Below are 18380 nucleotides of genomic sequence, written 5' to 3' on the forward strand. Positions count from 1 at the left end.
CGGGCCATTGTGCCGAAAGCCCCGAGGCCCTGGCCCCGGGACTGACCCTGCCACGGCGCCTCACCTCGCCCCGGGGCTCACTGCCCCTTGAACAAGCCCTGGAACTGGCGCGAGACCGGCAGCTTCTCCTCGCGGCCTTTGAGCGTGATGTGCATGGAGTTTTCGTCCACGCGCACGGCGCTGGCGATGTGGCGGCTGTTGACCAGCACGCTGCGGTGCACCTGCCAGAACAGCTCGGTGTCCAGCGTGGTCAGCAGCTCCTTGAGCGGGGTGCGGATCAGCGCGTCGCCGCCGTCGAACACCACCCGGGTGTAGCGGTTGTCGCTCTCGAAAAAGATCACGTCCTCGGGGGCGATCAGCTTGATCTCGCGGCCCAGCGAGGCCTGGATGGGCTTGGGCTTGGGGGCCGCCACGGCGGGCAGCAGCTGCTTGAGCAGGGCATTCAGATCGGGGCCGCTGCCGCCGTCTTTTTGCAGGCGCGCCTTGAGCCGCTCGATGGCCTGGCCCAGGCGGGCATCGTCCACCGGCTTCATCACGTAATCGACCGCCCCGGCATCGAAGGCCGAGAGCGCATGGTCGCCAAAAGCGGTGACGAAGACCACCTGCGGCGGGCTGGCGGTGGCGGCCATGCGGCGGGCCACCTCGATGCCGTTCAGGCCCGGCATGCGGATGTCCAGAAAGCAGACCTGGGGCTCATGGGCCAGGAAGTCGTCCCAGGCATCGACGCCATGCTCGCTGGCGGCCACGATCTGCAGCTCGGGCCAGAGGCGCTGCAGCGCGGCGCGCAGTTGCTCGCGCGGGCCTTCTTCATCGTCGGCGATGAGGGCGGTGATGGCAGATTTGGCGATGTTCATCGAAAGTCCTCGCAGGGTTTCATCAGGTTCGTGATTGAGCTTCGGGCGGTGAGGTGCGCACCCAGACCTGCGCCCGACAGCCCCCCTCGTTGCGGTGGCTCAGGCTCAGCTCGGCCTGGTCGCCAAAGGCTTGCCACAGGCGCAGGCGGCTGTTCTGCAGGCCCAGGCTGGCCTGGGCGTCGCGCAGCATGGCGGCCGGGTCCAGCGGCGGCAGCTGCAAGAGCGCATCCGAGGGCCCGGGGCCATCGTCCAGCACCTCGACGCACAAGCCACCCTCGGCCGGCAGGTAGGCGCGCAGCTGCAGCTCGCCACCGCTGAGCTGGGGCTGCACCCCATGCTCGACGGCATTCTCCACCAGGGTCAGCAGCACACCGGGCGGCAGCTGGGCGGTGGCGGCATCGGGCGCGATGTCGAGCACAAAGCGCAGGCGGCCGCCCAGGCGGGCCTGCATCACCTCCAGGTAGCGGCGCACGGCTTCGGCCTCTTCGCCGACCGAGAGCAGGGGCCGGTCAAACAGGGGCAAGGTGGCCCGCAGGTAGGAGGTCAGCGATTGCAGGAGCGGCGCGGCGCGATCGTCCTTGACCGCCACCCAGTGCTGCAGCGAAGCCAGGGAGTTGAAGAGAAAGTGCGGCTGAATCTGCGCGCTGCTGAGGCGCTGGGCCAGCTCCAGCTTCTGCTCGCGCAGGGCTTCGTCGTGCAGCCAGTCGGCCATGAACTCATTGCGCCACATGGCCACGGCCCAGATGGCCATGGTGTAGACAAAGCCGATGGCGCAGCCGCGGATCAGCAACTCATGATGCCAGGGCTCTTTCAGCCACCGCTGAGGCTGGGACGCCATCATGAAACCGAACACCGCGCCGAGTGGAACGGCACTGAATCCATAGGCCCGGTGCAGGCGCTTCTGGGTCGGGCGGCGCCACAGATCGGCACTGACCCACAAAGTCACCAGCCCCAGCAGCAACGTGCCGCAAAAAACCAGACGTGCGATAGGCCAAGGCAGCTCCAGGGCGGCCACCACGGCGAGCGCCAGCACATTCACCACGGCTGCCACCTTGATGGTGGGCGAGATGCCCGGCAGCGTATCGAGGCGCCGCCATTGCTCGGGCGTGAAGCGGTAGCGCGGGCCCAGGAGAAAGACCAGGCGCCAATCCACTTCGCGGAAGAATCCGCGCAAGGTCGCCCACGGCTTGTTCATCATGATGCGGCCCTCGTGTCCGGTGACCAGGGCAGTTGCAATTCGGCGATGCAGCCGCCCAGCTCGGCATTGCGCAGGCTCAGACGGGCGGCCTCACCATAGGTCTGCGCCAGGCGCAGGCGGGAATTGCTCAAACCCACGCCGCGGCCGGCGCGCACGGGCTGAGCCGGCGCCTCAGGCAGGCCGGGGCCATCGTCGATGACGCGCACCAGCAGCGATTGGTCCTGTTGCTCCGTCTCAATGCGCAAGAGGGCAGAACCGAGCTTGGGCACCACGCCATGCTCGATCGCGTTCTCGACCAGGGTCAGCATGAGCGCCGGCGGCAGCTGCACCGAAGCCACCGCCTCGGGCACCTCGATCTGCACCTGCAGGCGCTGGCCCAGGCGCACCTGCATCACGGCCAGGTACTGGCGCACGGCCTCCAGCTCTTCACCCAGGCTGAGCAGCTGGCGGTTGAACAAAGGCAAGGTGGCGCGCAAGTAAGCAGTCAGGGCATCCAAAAGAATGGCGGCACGCTCGTCACGGCTGCGCACCCAGTGCTGCAGCGAGGCCAGGGAATTGAACAAGAAATGCGGCTGGATCTGGGCGCTGCTGAGCTGCTGCGCCAGGGCCAAGGCCTGCTGCTGCTGCTCGTGCTCGCGCAGCCAGCCGGCCAACATCTCGTTGCGAGCCATGGCCAGCACCCAGATGCCGACCACGCCCAGCAAGACCAGATCCAGCGCCAACTGTCCGGCTTCTTCCTTGCCGATGCTCTCCTCGAGGCGCAGGGCGCCGGAAAACATGCCCATCAGAAACGTGCTGACGAAGGCCATCACGCAGACCCAGACATAGCCCAGGTACAGCGTGCGCATGGTCGGCCGACGCCACAGGCGGGCGGCCTGCCAGAGCAGAGCCAGCGCCATCAAGAAACCGACCACAAAGCCCCCCAGCTGCAGCGGCGGCGGCATCTGCCACGCGGCCAGCACGCCCAGCAGCAGCGCGTTGAGCCAGGCACAGAGCTTGACGCTGGCGGTGATGGCCGAACGTTGATCGAGCAAGGCCCACTGCGCCTCACTGAATTTGTGGCGCGGGCCGAGCATGAACACCACATGCCAGTCCAGCGCCTTCGCATCGTCCCAGGCCTGTTGCAAGCGCGCTTTCAAACGGCGTGTCATTCCCATCGGTGGTCTTGTTTCCTCCATCACGCCGGCGCCCCGGGCGGCATGGCCATGGCCAAAGGCAGGCGCAGCGTGGCGACGCAGCCGCCGGTCTCGGCGGAGTTTTCCAGGTTCAGGCTGGCCTCGTCGCCAAAGCTCTGGGCCAGGCGCAGGCGCGAATTGCTCAGGCCCACGCCGCGCCCGGCGCGCGCGGGCGGCAGCTGCTCGGGCAGGCCGGGGCCGTCGTCGATGACGCGCAGGTACAGCGTTGGGCCCTGCTGCTCGGCCTCGATGCGCAGGAACGCGGCGCCGAGCTTGGGCACCACGCCATGCTCGATGGCGTTCTCCACCAAGGTCAGCAGCAGCGCCGGCGGCAGCTGCACGGCACGCAGCGCCTCGGGCACCTCGATGTCCACCCGCAGCCGCGCACCCAGGCGCGCCTGCATCACGGCCAGGTACTGGCGCACGGCCTCCAGCTCTTCGCCCAGGCTGAGCTGGCGGCGGTTGAACAGCGGCAGGGTGGCGCGCAAATAAGCCGTTAGCGCATCCAGCAAGGGCGCCGCGCGCGCATCGCCCTGGTGCACCCAATGCTGCAGCGAAGCCAGGGAGTTGAAGAGGAAGTGCGGCTGGATTTGCGCCTGCGCCAGCTGCGCCTGGGCGGCCAGGGCCAGCTCGCGCTCGGCCAGCTCGCGCTGGCGAGCCAGGATCTGGTGGCGGCGGTAGATGGACACAAAGCTCACACCGCCCATGACCGTCACGCCCAGGCCCATGAACACCAGGCGCAGCCACTCGGCCTCATCGGCCGATGCACCGTGGCGTATGACCAGGGCCACCAGCACCATGCCCACCGCGCCGGACAAAGAGCTGCGAAACACACGCGAGCTGCTGGGCCAGGCCCAGACCCAGCGTGCCAGCCAGGCAAAGCCCAGGCCGGCACAGGCCAGCATGAACAGCAGCAGGGCCCGCCCCTGCAGGCTGTGCAGCGCCCCCACCGAGCTGAGGGCCAGCACGGTCGCCGTGAAACCAATCGGCCACCAGAGGGCGAGACCGCGCAGCGGCGCCAGGCCCAGGCGACGAATGCCGGCCTCGTCGGGCAGGCGCTCCGCCGCCGCTTCACAAGGCATGAAGCGCCCGCGCACGCGACGCCAGGCCCTCAGCCACAGCTCGGACGGGCTCATGCGGCGGGCACTCCCGCGGCCGCGGCCCAAGGAATCTGCACCTGCGCGAGTGCGCCCGGCGCGCGGGGCAGCAGGCTCAGGCGCGCCTGCTCGCCATGCAGCTGACGCAGGCGATCGCGGGAATTGCTGAGACCCAGGCGCTCGACCGGCTCGACCGAGTTCAGCCCCATGCCATCGTCCTCCACCTCCAGCATCACCTGCTGATCCTGGCGCCAGGCCCGCACGACCACGCGGCCGCCGCGCAGGGCCGGCTCGATGCCATGGCCGATGGCGTTCTCGGCCAGGGTCAGCAGCAGGCCCGGCGGCACCACTACCTCGTCCAGGCCGGGCTCGATCTCCAGCGCCCAGCGCAGGCGCTCGCCCAGGCGCGCCTGCATCACCTCCAGATAGCTGCGCACGATCTGCAGCTCTTCGGCCAGGCTGAGGCTCTCACGCTCGAACATGGGCAGGGTGGCCCGCAGATACTGGGTGAAGGCGCGCAAGGTGCTGCCGGCGCGTGGGTCCTGCGTGTCCACCCAGTGCTGCACCGAAGCCAGGGTGTTGAACAGGAAATGCGGCTGCATCTGCGCCGAGGCCAGACGGCGGGCCAGCTTGAGCGCATGGGCCTGCTCGTCGAGTTCGCGCAGGCGCGCTTCAATTTGCTGCGCCCGCATGACGGTGAGAAACAGGAAAGAGGTGTAGGTGACCAGGAAGGCCGACATGCCGAACATGGCCAAGAACGTCACGGCCTCGCGGTGCGCCTTGAGTCTAGCGATCCACTCGGGCGAGGCCAGCTCGGGGTGCGAGATCGGGAGGGTGGCCAGCACGAAGGCCAGCACCGCGGCATAGCTGATGAGGTTCAGGCGCCGCCGGCTGGGCCGGCGCCACAGGGTGCGCGCCAGTCCCAGCACCAGAGCCAGGACGGCGAGCACGCCGGCACTGATCCAGCCCGCCCATTGACGCGGCAACTCCGGAACATTGATGGCCAGCAGCACCAGCACATTGCTGAGCACATACAGATCGATCGACACCGGCCAGGGCTGCTGGCCGGCACGCGCCAGCTCCTCCTCGCTGAAGACGCGACGCGGACCGGGCCAGACCCATTGGGTCCAGTCCAGCGCGAGATGGGCGGGGTGATCCCGGGATGACGGCGCTTGCTGCATGGGCGGCAGTCTAGGCGAGGCCGAACGGCGAGGCCGGGCTCAGGCGGCGAATGGCAGGATCCTGCGGCGAATGGCGGGCGGCCCGAGGGCGGCGACGGATCAAGTGAGCAGCTCGCCGCCCACAAAGACCTTGAGCTCGCCGGGCTGGAAGGCCACCCAGGGCTCGTCGCGGGTGAGCGGCTGGGTGGCGATCATGGCCACGCGGTCCTGCTCGGTGGTCTGGGGCGCGAAATCGACACTCAGGTCTTCATCCTGCAAATGCACGCGGCCAAAGGGATGGCGGCGCAGCAGGTAGTGCAGGTGGGTGGAGCCATGGGCCCAGAGCGCCTGGCCATTGGACAGCAGCATATTGAAGGTGCCGTAGACGTTCAGCTGCGGCATCAGCTCGGCCAGAGTCAGGCTCAGCTCGGCAATGCTGGGCACGGTGCAGTGGGCCTTGGCCAGCTCCTGCATCAGCCAGCAAAAGGCCAGCTCGCTGTCGGTCTGGCCCACGGGGCGGAAGGCGGCATGCAGGCGCGGCTGGAAATCCTTGAGGTTGCCGTTGTGGGCGAAGACCCAGTAGCGGCCCCAGAGCTCGCGCACGAAAGGATGGGTGTTCTCCAGCGAGACCTGGCCTTGCGTCGCCTTGCGGATGTGGGCAATGACGTTGTCGCTGCGGATCGGGTAGCGCTGCACCAGCTCGGCCAGGGGCGAGACCCGGGCGCTGTGGTGGTCGACAAAATGGCGCAGGCCGCGGCCTTCGAAAAAGGCAATGCCGAAGCCGTCCTTGTGCTCATCGGCGCGGTTGGCCAGGCCGGTGAAGCTGAACATCACATCGGTCGGCACATTGGCATTCATGCCGAGGAGTTGGCACATGGTTGGAGTTTGGTGAACGGGTGAACGGGTGAATGAAGTGAAGGAGTCAACAGGTGAAGGCGTGAACTGAGGTTGGGATGCCAGTGAGTGAGGCGTACTCACTTGTTCACTCATTCACCGGTTCACTTGTTCACCTCGCTCCACTCACTCCAAAAACAATCGCTTGAAGCCGCGCAGGCTGATCAGATTGCCCGGGTTGCTGGTTTCATTCAAGACCCCGCTCATGCGTTGCACCAGGCGCGGGCTGCGTTTGGCGCGCCAGATCAGAAGATCGACCAGCCAGGGGTGGGCGTTGACACGGTTGGCCCGCTCGTACAGATCGAATTTGGGCTTGAGCGCGCGCAGGCTTTCCTCGTAGGCCGCACGGACCTGGGCATCCTGCCAATCGCGGCTGCGGCCCAGCAGCACGGCGTCGGCCGCCAGCATGCCGGTCTCCATGGCCTTGCCAATGCCTTCACCGGTGAAGGAGTAGGTGCTGCCGGCCGCTTCGCCGGTGACCAGCAAGCCCGGGCGGCTCCAGCGCGCGCCGTTGAGGGTGCAGCGCAGCGGCGCGCCCTTGAGCTCGCCCACCAATTCACCCTCGCGCATCAGCTCGGCGGCCGGTGGGTAGTGGGCGACGAAGGCGTCGAAGATGGCGCGCAGATTGAGCTCTTTCTTCTCGCCCTTGCCGCCGACGGCCTTGTGGCTGTCGGTCACACCGACGCCGATGTTGAAGCAACCATCGGGCGCCGGGAATATCCAGCCATAGCCCGGGCGCACCGACTCATGCCAGACCACATCCATGGCCTTGATGCGCCCCACCATCGAGGGTGCGCGCACATAACCGCGCAGAGCCACGCCACTGGGTGTGTGGCGCTCGCACAGGCCGGCCGCGGTCAAGGCCTTGGGCACGGCACCGGTGGCCAGAATCACCCAGTCCGCGCGAATCTCGTGCAACTGATCGCCGATCTTGAGCCGCGCCCCGCAGACCCGGCCCTGCTCATCCTCCAGCGGCGCCTCGAAGCGCGCCGGCGCCAGAAAGCGCGCGCCCGCATCCTGCGCCGCCTGGCACAGCATTTCATCGAGCTCACGCCGCGGCAGCACCGCCAGCGTGCCCGGCACCTCGATGCGCCCCCCGCGCGGCCCGATGCATGCCACATGCTGCACTGGCTGGGCCCGCGCCATCACCTGATCCAGCAGCCCCAGTCGCTTGAGCGCCGCATGGCTGTCCGGAATCAAGCCATCCCCGCAAATCTTGTCCCGCCCCTGCGGCTGCTGGTCCACCAGCACCACGTCCAGGCCGGCTTGCGCCAGCACCCGCGCGCAGGCACTGCCGGCGGGGCCGGCGCCGATGATGAGGATGGAGCAAGCCGCCGGCAGCGCGTTCGACGCAGCGGGCGGAAGCAAGGAAACATGGGTATGGCTTACGCCAACGGCGCCAGAGTGAATCATCAGCAGGGCTTCAAGAGAGGATTCGCATTCTATTCAGCACGAGGTCTCGAGGCAGGTCTCCCTGCCACGAAAAAGGCCCACTACCTTTCGGTAGCGGGCCTAAGTAACGATCTGAACCAGCGCCACTCAAGACGCTGAGGTCCTATCAGGTTTGATCAGAACTTCTTGTTGTACACCGCAGTGAACTGAACGCGGCGAGGAGCCGACGTGCTGATCGTGCGCATGTAGTCCGGACTGATGGCCGACTTGTCAGCACCGTTGTAGGTCTCGATCACGTTTTGGGTCACTTGCTGGTTGGTGACGTTGAAGACGTCCACCGACAGCTCCAGACCCTTCAGCAACTCGGGCTTGTGAGTCAAGCGCAGATCCAGACGCTGCGTCCAGGGCAGACGACCCGCCGTGCCACGCGGTGAAGGCACACCGTTGCAGTAGTGGTAGGACGAACCATAGCCCACCGGATCGTTCTGGGCTGCACCGTAGAGGCCCAAGCAGTTGATGGGACGGCCCGACATCACCGACAGATTGCCACCCACGCTCCACTGAGGGTTGACCTCAACGAAGCCATTGGCGCGAATCATGTGGCGACGGTCACCCGGCAGGTAGCCATTGGCGTACTCCATCAGTTCCCAATGGTCCCATACCTGCGTGGCAGCCACATCGGTTTGGGCGACATCAGACAGCGTCTGGCCTTCGGTATTGCCCTTGTTCTTGGACCAGGTGTAAGTCACCTTACCGTACCAACCATTGCGCAGCGGATGCTCCAAGCTGAAGTCCAAGGCGGTGTAGGTGCGATTGGTCTTGGGCAGATTGAAATCAGCCGCAGTCAAAGTCACTTCGGTGTACTGCTTGCGAGCGTTCGGGCCGGCATTCTTGAAGTCCACCAGGAACTTGTTGGTCTCGCCCGGGTTGAAGCTGGCGCAACCGAAACCATCCCATTCCGATGTGTCGACCTTGTTGTCCTTGGCCCACTTCTCGAAAGGCACGGCATCGCAGGTGTCATCAATCGTGCTCTTGAGCTTGCGATAGGTGAACTTGACGCTGCCCTTGTAGTCTTGGAACAGTGCCTTCTCAATACCCAAGGTCAACTCATCCTGGTAGGACGGCTTCATGTCGATGGCTGCAACAACCTTGTTGTCCTTCGACTGGCCATATTCGTTATTGGCCGAATAAGGCTTGGCGATGTTCACGCGACCGGTCGGCATGCCGTTGGCATCCACGCCGGTGTAGATGAACAACTCACGGGTGAAGGTCGAACGGCTGGCACCACGAACAGCAATGTGCGTCGGGATCTGGATCGAGTAGCGGCCAGCACTACCGTACACCTTGGTCGAAGCGTCACCAACAGGATCCCACACGGCGGAGAAGCGCGGGTTGTACTGGTTCTTCATCTCCAGGAAGACCTGCTTGTCACCATTCAGGTTTTCATAGGATTCACGACGCAGACCGAAGGACAAAGCCAGGTTCTTGGTCGGCTGGTATTTGTCTTCGATGTACTGAGCGGACTGATTGGAGTAAGCGTCCGTGGTCGTGGTGAAAATCTGCTCGCGACCGAAATAGCCTTGTGCAGCATACGGACCGTAAGCAGGGTTCGCCAACCACACCTTATCGCTCGTACCACCCAGAGGTTGGTAGTTGGGGTCAGCGGCGTTCGCGGCGGTGGTCTTGAAATACTGGATGGTCGATCCACCGACCAACTGAACACCGGCGTTGTTCGATGTCAGCTTGTTGTTGTCGATACCCGCCTTGATGGTGTGCTTGCCCAAGCGGTATTCCAGGTCGAAACGGAAGCTTTCAACGCTGTCCTTGGAATTCGGACTCAAGACATTTTGACCGCCAATCGGGTTCTTGATGGGGATCGTCAAGCCCGGAGGTGTAGCACCAGCCGCCGACGGGCTGAACTGCACGCCCTTCACCTCGGTGCCACCACCTGTGAAGATGTTGAGGTGCTTGGTCTTGCTCTTGCCGTACAAGCTGGTGACGGTCAAGTTATCGGTCAGTTCGCCAGAGTAACGCAGGATACCCATATCGGCACCTTGCGCCGTCTGGTTGTCGACGTTGGTGTAATTGGCCGAGAAGTTCTTGTTCGCACCAACTTCGCCCGTCGCATAGCTGTAGCTGTAGTAATCACGCGTGATTTCTGGCTTGTCGCGGATCAGGGTCACATCCACGCGATGCTGGTCGGTGATGTTGAAATCCAACTTAGCCAAGGCTCGCAAGGTCGTGGCCTTGTCTTCGGCAAAGCCAGTCAGATTCAGGTTGCCAGCACTTGCGTTGCGAGTTTGATTGACGGACTCAGCCCGGAGCTCACGCTTTTCAACAGCGGCAAACAAGAACAATTTGTCCTTGATCAGCGGGCCGCCTACATAACCACCGTAGTTGTACTCTGTGCGATTGTTCTCAGCGCGACGCAGGCGCAGAGTTCCATCAGTGGCAGGGTTCTTGCCGGTATTACCAAAGTACAAATCCACCGGCTTGTTGCGGAAGCTGTTTGGCGTGATCGAATATTGCGCACCAGCTTCCCATTGGTTGGTACCCGACTTGGTGATGACGTTCATCACGCCGCCCACCGAACGGCCATATTCCGAGCCGAAACCGCCGATCAGCACCTGCGCATCAGCAATTGCACCAAAAGGCAGTTCAGCCGAGCCCAGCTGTGTCAACGGATTGGTCGCGGGAAAGCCGTTGATGTAATACGCATTTTCCGACGGAGCGCCGCCGCCGATGCTGATACCGCCAGAGTAGCGCGAGTCAGCTTCCGTGGTGCCCGGCGCCATCAGGATGATGGCATTCAAGTTACGAGCCACCGGCAAGGCGGCCAGTTGTTGTGCGTTGAAAGAGGTACCGATATCGGCAGTCGACGTGTCGATCACTTTGCGGGTGCCGGTCACGGTCACGGTCTCCAGGCGATTTCCGAAGTCCAGCGCCGTACCTTGACCAATACGCACTTCCACATTGGACAAAACGTTGATCACCTTGCCGTCTTGCAACAGACTGGCCTTGTAAACGCCGGGGGCCAAGTTGGCGGCCACGATGCGGCCATCGGCTCCGGGCGTGATGGTCCGTTTGGCACCAGTTGCAACGTTTTCCAACAGCACGGACGCACCTTGCGTTTGCGTCAACACGCCATACACCTGACCCGTGGTGTTGGACTGAGCGTGCACGACACCCGTGCCCAGGGCCATGCTTGCTGCGATCGCGATGAGGCTCAGACGCCCCATGGAGCGGAATGAAGTATTCGACATGTGTATCCCTCTTTCTATCGATTGCTCGAAACGGTTGAAACACTCGACTTTTGGCCCAGTGTTGAAAGTCACGCTCTACAGGGCGCTGGGGCGAATTCTGGGTAGAGCATTTCATTTCAAGAATGCGGAACTACCCCCGAAGCGAAGCAGCAACATTCAGGGGTAAACGCGTACTTGTGCGATGGGTGCGTTTTTGGCTGCGAACGGCCAAGTGTCCGGACCGAGTTGGCTTAGATGTCCGACTCAACAGCAACCAGAGCTGCCAAAGGTCGGGACATGAGGCAGCATCCAGCCACCGAATGAGGGGGTTTTCGCCACACAAGTCGTCCAAAGAACGAAGAAAACACCCCCGCGCTGACTGGGCATGCAGCGCCGAAACGCGCGCGACTCTTGGGTAAATCAACCAGATTGGTACTTTTTCACTTTCTACCTATCACCATCGACACATGCCATTAGGCATAGCCCTAGATTCCGGCAATCGCACAAACCGCAAAACTCTCTACACAGTCCACGACTGGAGTGCCCCGAGCACCCGTCCATGACTGCGTCGTAATTTCAGAAAGCAAGGGTCGTCCATGGGAAAACACAATCGCACAAGCGCACTGCGCTTGACCACTCGTTCCGCAATCGCCGCAGCAACTACCTTGCTGATGGCTTCTGTGGCAATGGCACAGAGCTCAGAAGGCTCCATCTACGGTACAGCCAAGGCCGAATCGCCGGTGGTCGTCAAGAATCTGGACACCAACCAGTCGCGGACCGTCAAGGCCGACAACAAGGGCGCATTCAACTTTTCCAAGCTGGCTCCAGGTCGCTATGTCGTCACAGCCAATGGCGTGACGCGTGAAGTGGTGGTGCAAATCGGTTCGGGCACACAAGTGAGCCTGGCCGACTCGACCCAGTTGGAGACCGTGACGATTCAGGGACGTGCGTCCCGCACCAAGATTGACCTCAACACTTCCGAGGTCAATTCCGTGTTCAGTGCACAACAGATTGCAGCTTTGCCGGTGTCGCGCAATGTCAATGCCGTGGCCTACCTGGCTCCCGGCGTCGTGCAGGGTGACGATGGCCTCGGCGACGGCAAGCTGCCGTCCTTTGCGGGCGCCTCCGTGGGTGAGAACGGTTACTACATCAATGGTTTTGATGTCACCAACATCCGCAACTTCCTGTCCTATGCCAATCTGCCCTTCGAGGCAATTGCCGAGCAGCAGGTGAAGTCCGGCGGCTATGGTGCAGAGTACGGTCGCTCTCTGGGCGGCGTGGTGTCGCTCGTCACCAAGCGTGGCAGCAATGAGTGGAAGTCGGGCGGCGCGGTGTACTTCTCCCCGTCCCAACTTCGCTCCAAGGGACAGAACGTCTTGAACAAGGAGCCCGCTGGGCCCAACCTACCCCCCGAGGGCTACACCTTGTTCCAGCGTGACGACACGCGTGACTTGCTCAGTTACAACGTCTTCACAGGCGGCCCCATCATCAAGGACAAGCTGTTTGTCTTTGCATTGGTTGAGGGCCGTGAGGACGTCACCACCAATTTTGAAGCTACACGCGGCACGCGCACGGTGTCGAACAAACCCAACGGCATGATCAAAGTGGACTTCGCACCGAGCGAGATGTTCAACTTTGAACTGACTGCCATCAGCAACAAAGAACGATTCGAGCTCCTCGACTATCAGAGCGCTCGCCCATACTCCACGAGCTTGGACGGCACCGCGCAGGCCAGCGAGCAGACACAGGGCGGCAAGGTCGTGATCGGTAAGGCCACAGCCTACCTGACCGACAACCTGACGGTGTCCGCATTGGTGGGCACCACGGAGAACCAGCGCCTGAGCACCACTGGCGCGCGTGCCGGCAATGCCGAGTCACTGAAGTGCCCGCCGGTCGCTGACATCAACACCGCGTTTACCGAAATTGGTTGCTGGGGCCCGCCGTACAACTTTGTCGGCGTTCGTGATCCACTGGCTCGCCCGGTGGACACCGACAAGCGCAAGGCTGGCCGCCTGGACCTGGAGTACACCCTCGGCAACCACACCATTCGTGCCGGTCTGGACAATCAAAAGTTCACGTCCTACGAAGCCGGTACCGCTTGGCAAGGCGACGGCTACTACTACCGCTACTTCCTTGTGCCGGCCAGCGGTCGCGTCAACGGTGTTGATGGCTTCACGCCTGGAACACAGTACGTTCGCCGCCAACAGAACAGCTCCACCTCGGGCGAGTTCGAAGTGGTGAACAACGCGGTCTATCTGGAAGACAGCTGGAAGATCAACAAACAATTGTTGGTGTATGGCGGTCTGCGCAGCGAGTCGTTCAACAACAAGAACGCGGACGGAAGCTCATTCGTCAAGGCTGACAACTTGTTGGCTCCGCGGTTTGGCGTGTCCTGGGATCTGGCCGGTGACGGCTCGACCAAGGTGTTCACCAATGTGGGTCGCTACTACATCCCAGTGGCAGCCAACACCAATATTCGCGCCACCCGTTCGGAGTCCTTCATTCGGGAGTTCTTCACTTTCGCCAGCCGCGATCCGAAAACGCAAGCGCCAATCGGCCTGGGTGCATCCATTGGTTCACCGCAGATCATCCAGAGCGGCAATCTGCCGGACCCTGGCACGATTGCAGATACCAAGCTCAAGCCCATGAATCAGGATGAAATCATGGTGGGCATTCAGAAGTCCTTGAACAAGGAATGGACCGTGGGCGCGAAGTACACCCACCGCAAGATCAACGACGGCATGGATGACTTCTGCGGTCACTACGCCATGGAGAACTACGCCGCCGACAAGGGCTACAAAGACGCATTTGGAACTGTGGGCCTTGCGCCGTGCATCGTGGTTAATCCAGGTCGCGACGTGACCTTGAAGATGGACCTCAATGGCGATGGCAAGTTGATCGAAGCCACCATCCCCGCCAGCTACTTTGGTCTGGCCAAGTATGAACGGATCTATGACGGCCTAGAGTTGACCTTGGACCGACCCTTCGACGGCAAGTGGGGCATCAATGCCTCATACACACTGTCCAAGAGCCGGGGGTCTGCAGAAGGCTATGTCCAGTCCAACCTCAACCAAGAAGACGCGGGCATCACCCAAGACTTTGACTTTGGCTCATTCACCCACGGTGCTTTTGGCCCCTTGCCCAATGACCGTCGCCACGTGGTCAAGGTCTACGGCAACTACGCCCTGAGCGACACGCTTCGAGTTGGCATGAATGCGGTCGTGGCTTCGGGCCGACCCAAGAGCTGCATCGGCTTCGTGCCCGACACCGTGGCTGACTATGCTGAATCGAAAAACTACACCTCGGCATCGAGCTACTACTGCGGCGGCAAACTGAGCAATCGCGGAAGTGCCGGCCGCACGCCGTGGACGTCAACCTTCGATCTTCAGCTGGCCTACACGCCCAAGTTGGAAGGGAAGACCAAGCTGACCCTGCAAGCCGATGTCTTCAACATCTTCAACTCGCAAGGCGTGACTGAAACCAACGAGGTGGGTGACTACGCTCGCAATGACACCCGGGCCAGCCTGAACTACGGCAACGCCAGTGCATTCCAGTCGCCGCGTTCGGTGCGCCTGAGCGCCCGCATCGACTTCTAATCCATGCCGGGCCGGTCTACCCGGCCCATTGGATTCGAAAGCAGTCGAACAAGCCCGCAAGTGAAAGCTTGCGGGCTATTTTTGCGCCCGCCTCAGGCGAAATCAGCCCAGCGGCCCAAGCAGCAGTCAGGCGTCATTCCTGCCGCCGACCTCGCCCTGCCCATCAAGACGCCAGCCTTGCCGTCCAACAAAGCCATCGAGGCCTGACCTGGGCCATCAGCAGGTGTTGCTTCCGCAGAACAAGCGGGCCAATACCAGGCCACTTTGTCGGCGCTGATGTGGGCACATGTACGCCGGACTCTCGACGGCCAAGCCAGCTCAAGGCACACATCCGCGACGCTGTGACATTGCGCCCCCACACCAGGTGAGCAACAAAAAACGGGCCCACAGGCCCGCTCTATTCGTTCACGGCCTCAGGAGGGGCCGGCGGTCCGTCAGACTGAACCCGCCTTGACCTTCAAACGCCAGGCATGGAGCAGGGGCTCGGTATAGCCGCTCGGCTGCTCCTGACCCTTGAACACCAGGTCAAGCGCAGCGCGGTAGGCCGCCGAGGTTTCGAAATGGCCGGCCATGGGCTGGTAGGCCGCATCGCCCGCGTTCTGGCCGTCCACCACCGCGGCCATGCGCTGGAAGGTCTCGTGCACCTGGGCGGCATGGGTCACGCCGTGGTGCAGCCAGTTGGCGATGTGCTGGCTGGAGATGCGCAGGGTGGCGCGGTCTTCCATCAGGCCGATGTTGTGGATATCCGGCACCTTGGAGCAACCCACACCCTGGTCCACCCAGCGCACCACATAACCCAGGATGCCCTGGGCGTTGTTGTCCAGCTCCAGCTGAATCTCGGCCGCGCTCCAGCTCGCCTGCTCGACCACCGGGATCTGCAGCAGGCGGTCCAGGATGGCGTCACGCTCGGCGTCGGCGTCGATCTGCTCCAACTCCTGCTGCACCGCCTGCACATGAACCTGGAGGTAATGCAGGGCATGCAAGGTGGCGGCGGTCGGCGACGGCACCCAAGCGGTGTTGGCGCCGGCCTTGGGGTGGGCGATTTTTTGCTCCAGCATGGCGGCCATCAGGTCGGGCATGGCCCACATGCCCTTGCCGATCTGGGCCCGGCCGCGCAGGCCGCAACCCAGGCCGGTCAGCACATTGCTGCGCTCGTAGGCCTGGATCCAGGCGCTGGTCTTCATGTCACCCTTGCGGAACATGGGTCCGGCCAGCATGGCGGTGTGCATCTCGTCGCCGGTGCGGTCGAGGAAGCCGGTGTTGATGAAGGCCACACGGCTGGCCGCTGCGGCGATGCAGGCCTTGAGGTTGACGCTGGTGCGGCGCTCTTCGTCCATGATGCCCAGCTTCACCGTGCTGTCCGGCAGGCCCAGCATCTGCTCGACGCGGGCGAAGAGCTCGGCCGCAAAAGCCACCTCGGCCGGGCCGTGCATCTTGGGTTTGACGATGTAGATGGAGCCAGCGCGCGAGTTGCGGATGGCGCGGCCCGCCTCGCCCTTCAAATCGTGCAGAGCGATCGTGGTCGTGACGACGGCATCCATGATGCCTTCAGGAATCTCGCGGGTTTGACCCTGAGCGTCGGTGTAGAGAATCGCCGGGTTGCTCATCAGGTGGCCAACATTGCGCACAAACATCAGCGAGCGGCCGTGCAGGCTCAGCGCGCCGCCTTCGGGCGCGGTGTAGACACGGTCGGGGTTGAGACGGCGGGTGAGGGTCCTGCCGCCCTTGCTCAGCGTTTCGGTCAGCGTGCCTTGCAAGATGCCCAGCCAGTTGCCGTAGGCCAGCACCTTGTCCTCGGCGTCGACCACGGCCACCGAGTCCTCCAGGTCGAGGATGGTGGACAACGCCGCCTCCAGCACCACATCGCTGATGCCGGCCGCATCGCTGGCTCCGATGGCCGTGCTGCGATCGATCTGCACATCCAGATGCAGGCCGTTGTGACGCAGCAGCACCGAACTGGGCGCCACGGCCTCACCTTGATAACCCACGAACTGCGCGGGGTCGACCAAGCCGGTGCTGGCACCACCGATCAAGCCGACCACCAGACGGCCAGCTTCCACGCGGTAGCTGTTCGCCTGCGTGTGCGAAGCCCCGGCCAGGGGTGCGGCCTGGTCCAGCACACGGCGCGCATAGGCAATCACCTGGGCACCGCGCACCGGGTTGTAAGCCCCCGCGCGCTCGGCACCGCCGGTTTCAGGAATAGCATCGGTGCCATAGAGCGCGTCATACAAAGAGCCCCAACGCGCATTGGCGGCATTGAGGGCATAACGCGCATTCAGGATCGGCACCACCAGCTGCGGCCCGGCCTGCAGCGCCAGCTCGGCGTCCACATTTGCGGTGCTCACCTGCACCGCGCCGGGCGGCGACACCAGGTAGCCGATCTCTTCCAAAAATGCCCGGTAGGCCGCCATGTCGCGGATCGGCCCCGGATGCTTGCGGTGCCAATCGTCCAACGCCGCCTGCAAGCGGTCCCGCTCGGCCAGCAAGACCAGGTTCTTGGGGGCGAGGTCCCGGACGATGGCGTCGAAACCCGTCCAGAAGCGCTCGCTGCTGAGACCCGTGCCGGGCAAGACCCGGTCTTCGATGAATCGAAACAACTCGGTCGCAACCTGAAGGCCATGCATGGCAGTGCGGGCGGTAGCAGTCATGAGCAAACCCTTGCTGGATGAGTTAATGAATAGAAGAAAGAAGAAGACATTCAGCGAAACAGCTTTGACTGCAATTTAGAGCAAATCAAAGCGACTATTCCTGCATGGAACGCACGTTAATACCTGCGAAATTTGCACGAATAAATGCTCACTTTCTCTTTTTACACTGATCGTGCAACACAATCCGGCCATGGACCGCCTCAAACAGATCGAATCCTTCGTTTCCGTCGCCACCAAGGGAAGCCTGACGGCAGCGGCGCAGCTGGAGGGGGTGGCGCCGGCCGTGATGGGGCGTCGCATTGATGCGCTGGAGGCCCGGCTGGGGGTGAAGCTGCTGCTGCGCACCACGCGGCGGCTGAGCCTGACGCATGAGGGCAGCGCGTTTTTGGAGGACTGCCAGCGCCTGCTGGCCGAGTTCAACAGTGCTGAAGCCAGTGTCAGCGCGGGCGGGGTCAAGGCCAGCGGGCACTTGCGCATCACGGCGCCGGCCGGCTTTGGCCGCCGCCATGTGGCGCCGCTGCTGCCGGAGTTCCTGGCCAGTCACCCAGACGTGAGCGTGTCGCTCAACCTCAGCGACCGGGTGGTGGACATCGCGGCCGAAGGGTTTGACTGCGCCGTGCGGGTCGGCGATCTGCCCGATTCCAGCCTGATCAGCGTGCGTCTGGCCGACAACCGGCGCCTTTGCGTCGCAACCCCGGCCTATCTGAAGCGCGCCGGCGTGCCCCAACACCCCTCGGAGCTGGGCCGGCATGCCTGCCTGACCTTGAGCTCGGATGCCAGCCAGACGCGCGGCTGGGCCTTTGCCATTGACGGCGCGGTGCAGCACCTGCGGCCCAATGGCCGCCTCGATTGCAGCGATGGCCAGGTCCTGCACGACTGGTGCCTGGCTGGCCTGGGCCTGGCCTGGCGCAGCACCTGGGAGGTCGAGGGCGACATCGCCGCCGGCCGCCTGGTCAGCGTGCTCGACGATTTCGCCGCGCCGCCCAACGGCATCTACGCCCTGTTTCCGCAGGCCAAGCACCTGCCGCTGCGGGTGCGCTTGTGGATCGATTTCCTCAAGGCGAACTACGGTCGGCCGGACTATTGGGGCCGGCAGGCCTGAGGCCCATCACCCATCACGCCAC

General features: G+C 63.5%; 11 protein-coding genes. 2 read left to right on the forward strand and 9 right to left on the reverse strand.

The genetic code is table 11. The features are described 5' to 3' along the window. Nucleotides 1-77 precede the first annotated feature (77 nt). The 8 genes from C1O66_RS14360 to C1O66_RS14395 form a co-directional block, all read right to left on the reverse strand. The gene (locus C1O66_RS14360) at nt 78-854 is read right to left on the reverse strand and encodes a LytR/AlgR family response regulator transcription factor (RefSeq protein WP_102768509.1); all 777 of its coding nucleotides are present in this window, start codon (nt 852-854) and stop codon (nt 78-80) included. Nucleotides 855-876: 22 nt separating this feature from the next. Further along, nucleotides 877-2052 (reverse strand): sensor histidine kinase, encoded by a 1176-nt coding sequence (locus C1O66_RS14365; RefSeq protein WP_102768510.1) that lies wholly within the window; start codon nt 2050-2052, stop codon nt 877-879. Then, nucleotides 2049-3209, reverse strand: a complete 1161-nt coding sequence (locus tag C1O66_RS14370; RefSeq protein WP_133155225.1) for a sensor histidine kinase — start codon at nt 3207-3209, stop codon at nt 2049-2051. The genes C1O66_RS14365 and C1O66_RS14370 overlap by 4 nt, the downstream gene beginning before the upstream one ends. Nucleotides 3210-3229: 20 nt before the next feature. After that, nucleotides 3230-4363, reverse strand: a complete 1134-nt coding sequence (locus C1O66_RS14375) for a histidine kinase (protein ID WP_133155226.1) — start codon at nt 4361-4363, stop codon at nt 3230-3232. After that, nucleotides 4360-5505, reverse strand: a complete 1146-nt coding sequence (locus C1O66_RS14380) for a sensor histidine kinase (RefSeq protein ID WP_102768513.1) — start codon at nt 5503-5505, stop codon at nt 4360-4362. Before C1O66_RS14380 ends, C1O66_RS14375 begins: the two co-directional genes overlap by 4 nt. A 99-nt stretch (nt 5506-5604) precedes the next feature. Further along, the gene (locus tag C1O66_RS14385; RefSeq protein WP_102768514.1) at nt 5605-6360 is read right to left on the reverse strand and encodes a class II glutamine amidotransferase; all 756 of its coding nucleotides are present in this window, start codon (nt 6358-6360) and stop codon (nt 5605-5607) included. A 144-nt stretch (nt 6361-6504) separates the two neighbouring features. Then, nucleotides 6505-7746 carry an NAD(P)/FAD-dependent oxidoreductase gene (locus tag C1O66_RS14390; protein WP_243392801.1) on the reverse strand — a complete coding sequence of 414 codons (1242 nt, stop codon included), beginning with the start codon at nt 7744-7746 and terminating at the stop codon, nt 6505-6507. 200 nt (nt 7747-7946) lie between these two features. After that, nucleotides 7947-11033 (reverse strand): TonB-dependent receptor, encoded by a 3087-nt coding sequence (locus C1O66_RS14395; RefSeq protein ID WP_243392802.1) that lies wholly within the window; start codon nt 11031-11033, stop codon nt 7947-7949. A 608-nt stretch (nt 11034-11641) separates the two neighbouring features. On the opposite strand from C1O66_RS14395, the gene C1O66_RS14400 reads away from it, so the two are divergent. Further along, on the forward strand, nt 11642-14608 hold the full coding sequence (locus C1O66_RS14400; RefSeq protein WP_165794615.1) for a TonB-dependent receptor: 2967 nt from the start codon (nt 11642-11644) through the stop codon (nt 14606-14608). Between the two features lie 434 nt (nt 14609-15042). Here the strand turns inward: C1O66_RS14400 and C1O66_RS14405 are convergent, their stop codons facing one another. Continuing rightward, nucleotides 15043-17256, reverse strand: coding sequence for a malate synthase G (locus C1O66_RS14405; RefSeq protein WP_102768518.1), 2214 nt, complete (start codon nt 17254-17256; stop codon nt 15043-15045). 190 nt (nt 17257-17446) lie between these two features. Here C1O66_RS14405 and C1O66_RS14410 point away from each other — a divergent pair, with 190 nt between their 5' ends. Then, entirely contained in the window at nt 17447-18358 is a 912-nt protein-coding gene (locus C1O66_RS14410; protein WP_102768519.1) for a LysR family transcriptional regulator, read from the forward strand. Nucleotides 18359-18380 lie beyond the last annotated feature (22 nt).

This window comes from Paucibacter aquatile (assembly GCF_002885975.1).
GTDB lineage: Bacteria > Pseudomonadota > Gammaproteobacteria > Burkholderiales > Burkholderiaceae_C > Paucibacter_A > Paucibacter_A aquatilis.

What these genes read in the sequence shown, in the direction of transcription:
- C1O66_RS14395 (WP_243392802.1), bottom strand. Translation starts at nt 11,033, where the DNA reads ATGTCGAATACTTCATTCCGCTCCATGGGGCGTCTGAGCCTCATCGCG.
- C1O66_RS14380 (WP_102768513.1), bottom strand. Translation starts at nt 5,505, where the DNA reads ATGCAGCAAGCGCCGTCATCCCGGGATCACCCCGCCCATCTCGCGCTG.
- C1O66_RS14375 (WP_133155226.1), bottom strand. Translation starts at nt 4,363, where the DNA reads ATGAGCCCGTCCGAGCTGTGGCTGAGGGCCTGGCGTCGCGTGCGCGGG.
- C1O66_RS14385 (WP_102768514.1), bottom strand. Translation starts at nt 6,360, where the DNA reads ATGTGCCAACTCCTCGGCATGAATGCCAATGTGCCGACCGATGTGATG.
- C1O66_RS14370 (WP_133155225.1), bottom strand. Translation starts at nt 3,209, where the DNA reads ATGGGAATGACACGCCGTTTGAAAGCGCGCTTGCAACAGGCCTGGGAC.
- C1O66_RS14405 (WP_102768518.1), bottom strand. Translation starts at nt 17,256, where the DNA reads ATGACTGCTACCGCCCGCACTGCCATGCATGGCCTTCAGGTTGCGACC.
- C1O66_RS14360 (WP_102768509.1), bottom strand. Translation starts at nt 854, where the DNA reads ATGAACATCGCCAAATCTGCCATCACCGCCCTCATCGCCGACGATGAA.
- C1O66_RS14365 (WP_102768510.1), bottom strand. Translation starts at nt 2,052, where the DNA reads ATGATGAACAAGCCGTGGGCGACCTTGCGCGGATTCTTCCGCGAAGTG.
- C1O66_RS14410 (WP_102768519.1), top strand. Translation starts at nt 17,447, where the DNA reads ATGGACCGCCTCAAACAGATCGAATCCTTCGTTTCCGTCGCCACCAAG.